The sequence below is a fragment of the Mycobacterium sp. 1245852.3 genome (genome assembly GCF_001669335.1).
Lineage (GTDB): Bacteria > Actinomycetota > Actinomycetes > Mycobacteriales > Mycobacteriaceae > Mycobacterium > Mycobacterium europaeum_A.
This window is the reverse complement of record NZ_LZLL01000090.1, coordinates 1-7,018: the sequence shown is the minus strand read 5'-3', so window position 1 is coordinate 7,018 and position 7,018 is coordinate 1. Positions and strand designations below refer to the sequence as shown.

At 69.5% G+C, this 7,018-nt stretch carries 1 protein-coding gene and 1 pseudogene; both read left to right on the top strand.

The features are described 5' to 3' along the window. Positions 1-4,999 (top strand): annotated as a pseudogene (locus tag A9W96_RS03955) (amino acid adenylation domain-containing protein); the annotation flags it as partial. A gap of 622 nt (positions 5,000-5,621) precedes the next feature. Continuing rightward, positions 5,622-7,018 (top strand): condensation domain-containing protein (locus tag A9W96_RS03950; protein ID WP_231999581.1); only part of this gene is annotated, 1,397 nt, incomplete at its 3' end.

The window sequence follows — 7,018 nt, the reverse complement described above, 5'->3', positions numbered from 1 at the left end:
CTGGGCCCGCACGTCGACCTGTCCCGCACCGTCGGCTGGTTCACCACCAAATACCCGGTGTCGTTGACGGTCGACGGCCTGGACTGGTCGAACGTGGTCGCCGGCGACGACGCGCTGGGCGCGGCGGTCAAGGCCACCAAGGAGCAGCTGCGTGCCCTGCCCGACGGGCTGACCTACGGCCTGCTGCGCTACCTGAACCCCGACATCGACCTGGGTGGAACCGACCCGGTGATCGGCTTCAACTACCTGGGACGGCTCGGCGCGGCCGCCGACCTGCCCGGCGAGTTGTGGCGGCTGAGCCCGGACAGCCTGTCGCTGAGCGGCGCGGCCGCGGCGGTCGCGATGCCGCTGATGCACACCGTCGACCGTCAACGCCGGCACCATGGACACCGAGGAAGGCCCGCACCTGCACGCCAACTGGACGTGGGCGGCCTCGGCGATGGACCGCGAGCAGATCAGCCGGCTCAGCCAGCTGTGGTTCGAGGCCCTCACCGGGATCTGCGCCCACGTGCAGGGCGGCGGCGGCGGGCTGACCCCGTCCGACATCGCACCCGCGCGCCTGAACCAGCGCCAGATCGACGAGCTGAGCAAGCAGCACCAGGTCGCCGACATCCTGCCGCTGACGCCGCTGCAACAGGGCCTGCTGTTCCACGCCAGCTTCGCGCAGGACCCGGGCGACGACGTCTACGCGGTGCAGCTCGGCATCACCGTGACCGGCGAGCTGGACTCGCACCGCCTGCACGACGCGGTGCACACCGTGGTCAACCGCCACCCCAACCTGGCGGCCCGGTTCTGCCCGCAGTTCGGCGAGCCCGTCCAGGTCATCCCGGCCGACCCGGTCATGGCCTGGCGGTACATCCAGCTGGGCGCCGAGGATCTGGACCCCGAGCAGCGGGTCGAGGAGCTGTGCGCCGCCGAACGTGCCGCGGTCAGCGATCTGGCCAACCGGCCGGCATTCCGCGCCGCGCTGATCCGCACCGCGGACAACCGGTACCGGTTCGTGCTGACCAACCACCACATCGTCATGGACGGCTGGTCGCTGCCCATCCTGCTGCGCGAGATCCTCGCCAACTACTACGGGGACCAGCTGCCCGCGCCGGCCACCTACCGCAGCTACCTGACCTGGCTGGCCAGCCAGGATCGCACGGCCGCGCAAGCCGCGTGGCGGCAGGTGCTCGACGGATTCGACACCCCCACCCTGGTGGGACCGGCCGGCCGGATGCGGCTGGGCCGGCGGGCCGTCGAGTCCTACCGGCTGTCCGCGGAGACCACGCGCGCCCTGGGCGAGCTGGCCCGCACCTGCCACACCACCGTCAACACCGTGCTGCAGGCCGCGTGGGCGCAGCTGCTGATGCGGCTGACCGGCCAGCATGACGTCGCGTTCGGCACCGCGGTGTCGGGCCGGCCGGCCGACCTGATCGGCGCCGAGTCCATGGTGGGTCTGCTGATCAACACCGTGCCGGTGCGGGCCAGCATCACCGCGGAGACCACCGTCGCCGACGTGCTGGACCAGTTGCAGCAACACCACAACGACACCCTCGAACACGAGCACCTGGCGCTGAGCGACATCCACCACGTGACCGGTCACGACGCGCTGTTCGACACCTTGTTCCTGTACGAGAACTATCCGATCGACACCAGCGTGCCGTTGGGCTTCCACGAGCTGGCCATCACGGATGTCACCAACCGCGAGTACAACCACTACCCGCTGTCAGTGATGGCGCTGCCGGGCCGGGAACTCGGCCTGCGCGTCGAGTTCGACACCGACGTGTTCGACGCGGCCGGCATCGAGAAGCTGACCGAGAGGTTCCAGCGGGTGCTGTCCGAGATGACGGCCGATCCGACCCGACGGCTGATGTCGCTGGACGTCGTGGACGAGCACGAGCACGCCTGGCTCGACGAGCGCGGCAACCGCGGGGTGCTGAGCCAGCCGCCGACCGCCAAGTCGATCCCCGCGATGTTCGCCGCCCAGGTGGCCAGCACCCCGGACGCGCCGGCGCTGACCTTCGACGGCAGCACGATGACGTACCGGGAGCTCGACGAGGCCGCCAACCGGATGGCGCACCTGCTGACCGAAGAGGGCGCCGGGCCGGGCGAGCGGGTCGCGCTGTTGTTCTCGCGGTCCGCCGACGCGATCGTCGCCATCCTTGCGGTGCTCAAGACCGGGGCGGCGTACCTGCCGATCGACCCGGCGCTGCCGGCCGCCCGGATCGAATTCCTGCTCACCGACGCCGAGCCGGTCGCCGTGGTCACCACCTCGGCGCTGCGGGAGCGGCTGGACGGCTGCAGCCCGACGGTCATCGACGTCGACGACCCGGCGCTGGCCAACCAGCCCGGCACGGCGCTGCCGATGCCGTCGTCGGACAACATCGCCTACGTCATCTACACCTCGGGAACCACCGGTGTCCCCAAGGGTGTGGCCGTCACGCACGCGAACGTCGCGCAGTTGGTGGAGACGCTGCACGCCGACCTGCCGGAGGCGGGGGTGTGGGCGCAGTGGCACTCACTGGTCTTCGACGTCTCAGTGCACGAGATCTGGGGCGCGCTGCTGCACGGCGGCCGCCTGGTGGTGGTGCCCGAGTCGGTCGCGGCCGCGCCCGACGAGCTGCACGCGCTGTTGGTCGCCGAACAGGTCACCGTGCTGAGCCAGACCCCGTCGGCGGTCGGCATGCTCTCGCCCGAGGGCCTGGAGTCGACGGCGCTGGTGGTTGCCGGTGAGGCCTGCCCGGTCGAGGTCGTCGACCGGTGGGCGCCGGGACGGGTGATGATCAACGCCTACGGCCCGACGGAGGCCACGGTCTACGCAGCCATGAGCGCGCCGCTGAGGAGCGGCACGGGATCGGCGCCCATCGGTTCGCCGGTGCCGCGCGCCGCGCTGTTCGTGCTGGACCGGTGGCTGCGCCCGGCACCCGAGGGTGTCGTCGGCGAGCTGTACATCGCCGGTCACGGTGTGGCGACCGGGTATTCACGCCGGCCCGGCCTGACGGCGGGGCGCTTCGTCGCCTGCCCGTTCGGCAGCCCGGGTTCGCGGATGTATCGCACCGGCGACCTGGTCCGCTGGGGCCGCGACGGTCAGCTCGAGTACCTGGGCCGCGCCGACGAGCAGGTCAAGCTGCGCGGCTACCGCATCGAGCTCGGTGAGGTGCAGGCCGCCCTGGCCGCGCTCGACGGCGTCGAGCAGGCCGCGGTGATCGCCCGCGAGGACCGCCCCGGCGACAAGCGCCTGGTCGGCTACATCACCGGAACCGCCGACCCGGTCGGCATCCGCGTCCAGCTGGCCGACCGGCTGCCCGCCTACATGGTGCCGGCCGCGGTGGTGGTGTTGGACGCGCTGCCGCTGACGGTCAACGGCAAGCTGGACAGGCGCGCCCTGCCCGCACCGGAGTACCAGAAGCGCGGCGGCGAGTACGTCGCGCCGGGCGACCCCACCGAAGAGATCGTCGCCGACGTCTTCGCCCGCGTCCTCGGCATGGACCGGGTGTCGGTCGAGGACTCCTTCTTCGAGCTGGGCGGGGACTCGCTGTCCGCGATGCGGGTGATCGCCGAGATCAACACCGCCGTCGACGGCGCGCTGTCGGTGCGCACCCTGTTCGACTCGCAAACGGTCCGCAGCCTGAGCCAGCGGATCACCAGTGGGGCCGACACCGAGGGCGCCGCCGGACCCGGCTTTGCGGCGGTGCACGGCGCCGACGCCAAGGAGGTGCACGCCCGCGACCTCACCCTGGACAAGTTCATCGACGCGACGACGCTGTCGACCGCGCCGACGCTGCCCGGGCCGAGCGCCGAGGTCCGGACGGTCCTGCTGACCGGTGCCACCGGGTTCCTGGGCCGCTACCTGGTGCTCGAATGGCTCGAGCAGCTGGAAGTCGTGGGCGGCAAGCTGATCTGCCTGGTGCGGGCCAAGTCCGACGAGGACGCGTGGGCCCGGTTGGAGAAGACCTTCAACAGCGGCGACCCGGAACTGCTGGCGCACTTCCAGGAACTGGCCGAGGAGCACCTGCAGGTCGTCGCCGGCGACAAGGGCCAGGCCAACCTCGGCCTGGACGAGGCGACCTGGCAGCGGCTGGCCGACACCGTCGACCTGATCGTCGACTCGGCGGCCGTCGTCAACGGCGTCCTGCCCTACAACGAGCTGTTCACCCCCAACGTCGGGGGCACCGCGGAGCTGATCCGGTTGGCGCTCACCACCAAGAAGAAGCCGTACGCATATGTGTCGACTTCAGACGTGGGCCGCCAGATCGACCCGGCGGCGTTCACCGAGGACGCCGACATCCGGGTCATCAGCGCCACCCGCGTCATCGACGGCGGCTACGCCAACGGGTACGGCAACAGCAAGTGGGCGGGCGAGGTCCTGTTGCGCGAGGCGCACGACCTGTGCGGGCTGCCGGTCTCGGTGTTCCGCTCCGACATGATCCTGGCCGACACCAGTTACGCCGGCCAGCTCAACGTCGCGGACATCTTCACCCGGATGATCCTGAGCGTCGTGGCCACCGGCGTCGCGCCCAAGTCGTTCTATCAGCTCGACGCCGATGGCAACCGGCAGAGCGCGCACTTCGACGGCCTGCCCGTCGAGTTCGTCGCCGAGGCGATCGCCAAGCTGGGCGCCCAGGTGATGGACGGGTTCGAGACGTACCACGTGATGAACCCGCACGACGACGGCATCGGCCTCGACCAATACGTCGATTGGCTGATCGAAGCGGGCTACCCGATCGAACGCGTCGACGACTTCGGCGAGTGGCTGCAACGCTTCGAGACCGGCCTGCGGGGTCTGCCGGAGCGGCAGCGGCAGAACTCGGTGCTGCAGATGTTGATGTTGCTGCTGCGCGACCCGAAGAACCTGCAACCCGCCGAACCGGCCCGGGGCGCCTTCGCGCCGACGGATCGCTTCCGCGCCGCCGTGCAGGAAGCGAAGGTCGGCTCCGACAACGACATCCCGCATGTGAGCGCGCCGGTGATCGTCAAGTACGTCACCGATCTGCAGCTGCTCGGTTTGCTGTAATCCCTCCGGGGAGTCCGAAAGCGGCGTGGTCCTTCCGGGCCACGCCGCTTTTGCGTCATGCGCGATTCGTTTTGATGGTCGGGTACCGGCGGCGGGGACCTGATCGCCTATAACGCGGCGATAACGGTCTATGCCGCAGTGCGTGGCGACCAACGCCGAAACCCCCCCAAAAACATGCCATACCGTATGGTGCTGAGAGCAGCTTAACCAGTACTTGAGGTATGTATCAAGGCCTGAAGGCTGAGTTAAAACCATCCTTTTGGGGGATTCACAGGACATCAAGTTTGGATAACCCTGGACCAACGGGGTGGTCGTCTATTAGCCTTCCAAACTGTTGCACTCATGTTGACTACGGCGTCATCGGAGTGGGGAGCGTCAACCGTGTTGTGGCGGCGACGCTTCCCGGCCCAGTCGTCCCGGCCAACGACGAGCGGCAACCGAGGTTGCGGTCGGTCTTTGCCGACGCTACGCCCGATCGCCGGGTGAAGCGCCGCGAAGTAGACCGCGCCGAGTGCCGGGGCTACCTCGAGCAGCAGCGCACCGGGCTACGGCCCGAACGCCCGCCCGAGCGGCCCCTCTCAACCGGGGGGTTGAAAGGAACGCCCTGTGGTTGGGGAGATGGATGGAGCTTGACGGCCGAACGCTTCCGCTCACTCGCGGACAGCTAGACCTATGGCTTGCGCAGCAGACGGGTCACTCCGACACGGAGTGGCAGCTGGGACTGTTCGTGCGGATCAACGGCACGGTCCAGCGCGACGCCTTGCAGTGGGCGATCCGGCAAGCCGTGCACGAAGCGGAACCGACCAGGGTCGCCTTCGTCGAGGTCGACGGCGACGTCGTCCAGCGCCCGATCGACAACCCGAACGTCGAGCTGACGTTCGACAACCTGAGCGACCTGCCCGAGCCCGTCGAAGAAGCCCGGCGCAGAGCGCTGGCCATCCAGCGAACGCCCATGCCGCTCACCGGGCCGCTGTTCAAGTTCGTTCTCTTTCAGACCCGGCGCGACGAGTACTTCTTGTTCGCCTGCTGCCACCACATCGTGATCGACGGGACCGGCGTCGGGCTGGTCGGCCATCGGATCGCCTCCATCTACTCCGCGATCGTGTCCGCCGGACCCATCCCGACGGCCGTCTTCGGCTCACTGCGCGAGCTGGTCGACTGCGAATCTCGCTACGAGGCATCCGCCGAGTACCGGGATGACGAGGCCTACTGGCTGGCGAACCTGCCGCCCGAACGCGACGGGCAGCACCGCGTTTCCGACGGCGCGGGGGAGCGTAATCCGTGGCCGTCGGCTCCGGTGGCGCTGGACCCCGGGGTGGTGCGCCGGGTGCACCGGTTCTCCGACGTGTGGGGCGTATCCCAGACGTCGGTCATCACCGCGGCCTGCGCCCTGTTGGTCCGCGGCTGGTGCCCCGACGGTCCGGAGGTGGTGCTCGATTTCCCGGTCAGCCGCCGCGTGCGCCCGGAGCTGAAGACGCTTCCCGGAATGGTTGCCGGCGTTGTGCCGCTGGTGATCACCGCCGCGCCGGCATCGACGGTCGCCGAGTTCTGCAAACACGTCGAGGCGCGCATCGACGAGGCGGTAGCGCACCAGCGATTCCCGGTGCACGCGCTCGAGCGCAAGGTCCGCGGCCTGACGAAGTCGCCGGAGCGGGTCAGCGTCAACTTCATCCCGTCGGCATTCACGTTGCCCTTCGGCGGTGTCACGGCCTCGGCCTCCTACACGAATTCCGGTCAGGCGGACGGCTTCGGCCTCATCTTCACCAGTGACGGCGACCAACTCTTCCTCAGCACCGCGGGCAGGTGGGCGCCCTGGTCTGGCCTCGACGCCCCCGACCTTGCCGCGCTACTGCAGCGGCTACTGGTTGCGATGACGGCTGACCCGACCCGGCCGCTGCTGGCGCTGGATGTGATCGACGAGAACGCGCACGCCCGGCTGGCCGCGTGGGGCAATGTGTCGGCGTTGGGTCGTGCGGTGGTGCCGGTGTCGGTGGTGGAGTTGTTCGGCGGGCAGGTGGC